Origin of the sequence: Weizmannia sp. CD-2023 (assembly GCF_036225245.1) — a bacterium.
Lineage (GTDB): Bacteria > Bacillota > Bacilli > Bacillales > Bacillaceae_C > Weizmannia > Weizmannia faecalis.
The window spans coordinates 1-2,391 of record NZ_JARTJQ010000139.1; the positions used below are offsets into that span (position 1 = coordinate 1).

General features: G+C 38.2%; 2 protein-coding genes. Both read right to left on the reverse strand.

Annotation, left to right across the window (positions count from 1 at the left end; translation table 11 throughout):
- Window positions 1-240 precede the first annotated feature (240 nt).
- On the reverse strand, window positions 241-639 hold the full coding sequence (locus P9687_RS16780; RefSeq protein ID WP_014096944.1) for a DUF2961 domain-containing protein: 399 nt from the start codon (window positions 637-639) through the stop codon (window positions 241-243).
- A 137-nt stretch (window positions 640-776) separates the two neighbouring features.
- Window positions 777-2,391 (reverse strand): hypothetical protein (locus P9687_RS16785; protein WP_328228942.1); only part of this gene is annotated, 1,615 nt, incomplete at its 5' end.

The window sequence follows — 2,391 nt, forward strand, 5'->3', positions numbered from 1 at the left end:
AATCAAAATCAAGAAAAAATAAGGCTCTTACCCGATAATATTGATTCACAAGCCAAAAAAATCATTGAATTATGCGGGTATGATCTATCAATATACGCGTCAAAAAATGTCGAAAACCAAGGCAAATAACACACAACAGGAGGAATTCATGAAAAGAATGTCGAATTGAAAAGAACTTTATCGAAAATTCCTCAAAAATAAGAAGATATCATCCCACTAAAATGTTTAAATATAGTTCATTCAAAAATTAAAATGAATTTTATTTAAGACGTGCGAAATGTGGGTTGTAATGGTGATTTTTGCTTTTTTTCTAAAAGGCATTTCAAAATAAGAATTCATCCCACCATTTGGATTGACGACGATTGGCAAAGAATTTACATCGTATCTTTCGCCGAATCCGTTACAAAAGAAGTCTCCGAGCGGTGTTTCTACAGCTGGTGTTCGAGCCCCATCCCAATATATTCTTAAAATTACATCCCTGAGCACAAAGCTGCCTTTTTCAGTATTTTCCCGAATGGTCATCCACATATGTTTGATGATGCCTGTGCCGGATATCTCAGCAATGACTGTTTCTTTCCCTTGCGGCAGTGATATGCTTCCTCTTCCTTTTCTGCCCGGGCCAAGTTTACTGTCAAACATGCATGCCTTCCCTTTTTCTCCAGTAGGATTCTCCGGAGAGATGGTTCTGGACTGTTCTCCTTTGAATCTGGTTACATTATTTAAGATATTCATATTTCACACCCCAATACACATTTTGGCACAGCGTAAATGTAAATTTAGTCTTTCGTTATCATTTCAAAGGTTTCATGAGGCGGTATTTTTACTTTGACCAGCACGGTTTTTTGGTTAAGAAAGCTGGATTCTTGAAATGGCAAAAGCATCTTTTTCGTTTGATCATAAGGCTTTTTCTCGGTAATGATTTCAACGAAAGCTTCGACCAAGTCTTCATTCTTGTTTGTAATACGAATAGAAACCTCATCGTCTTTTTCAAATGACAAGTCGAATTTAGAATAGCCATACATCAAATTTTCCCATTTAAAACTGCCGGATGGTGAAAAAGGCCTGAAATACAGCGTTTTAGCAAGCGCGTTATATTGAATGCCTAATATTTGTGTTACAAATAACGTGGCAAATGTGCCAGATGCCCAGCTGCACTTTCCGCAGCTGTTCATTCTTACCACATCCCCCCGCTTACAATTTAGCTGGTACGGCCACCACCACCATGATCCATCTAAGTCGGCAAGACGTTTTAGCTCACGTAAATATCCTTCTTCTCCATTCATACTTTCCTCATCTGTAATGCCTAACATGGCAGTAATGTAACCCGGAAAAGTTGCACCGGATTCATTTCCCCATTTAATCCCTTTATTTTCCGGATTATAAGTCGGATTTTCATGACTCATGCTGAAGGCTATATAGTTCCTTAATATGGGATCACTATAGGATTTATATCCGTAGTAGGGCATTAAGGTCGTGTCCGTTTCTTCCCCGTCATGCATGACAAGATTTATACTTCCATTTTCAATGACATCCGTAAGAAAAATTAATCCTTGTTTCGTAATGTCGTCCTGGTAGGGTTGCAGAGGATAAACAGTTTTTGTATCATTTGTTAATCCGCCAATGCCTTCTAGATACTGTTTCCCGTGAGTTCCATCTATTGTCATGTATTTTTCTATATCTTCTTTAATGAAGTTTGCTATATTTTTTAATTCATTCGCTTTTTCCATGTCATGGTATACGAACGCTGCGATTGTTGATAATGACTGGCAACCTTTCCAGACACAAATATTTGTACCAAGGTGATATTTTCCCAGTGAGTAAGCATCTGACAGCCAAAGTGAGTGAAACAAGTAAGGTTCGGATGCTTGTCTGCTGTTTAGGATTTCCTCTAATATATTTAACATTTTCGGATACACCTCTGGATGCTCCAGGAAAAATGTTCGGTCACCGGTTGCTTCGAAATACATCCCTGCCATCATAATCGAAGACAGTGAATTGCTAAGGGAATGAAATAATCCCCCTCTAAATTTGCTTCCAGGAAATTTAATTCCGTATTGCAGGAACCATAAGATGCCTTTTTTATACAAATGGGGTTCAAAAATCGAGAACGGAAGATAAGCGTAATACATATCCTTATTCCATATCCTATTCGTTACCGGTGTTGTTCCCCAATTCGCCCCGACAATCTCATCCTTCGAATTCATCGTTAAAGCACCCAAACTTTGATACAACGCCCTTTGCAAAAGATATGCTGCCATTGGATCATGCTTTATGGAAAGCGTTCCAAAGCGTTCTTTATAATATGAATAGGTTTCATATATTCCGTATTCCTCATTGGCGTTTTCTGCTTTGTCAAGATCTTCATAAGCATTCCAGCTCTGAAGAGTAAAT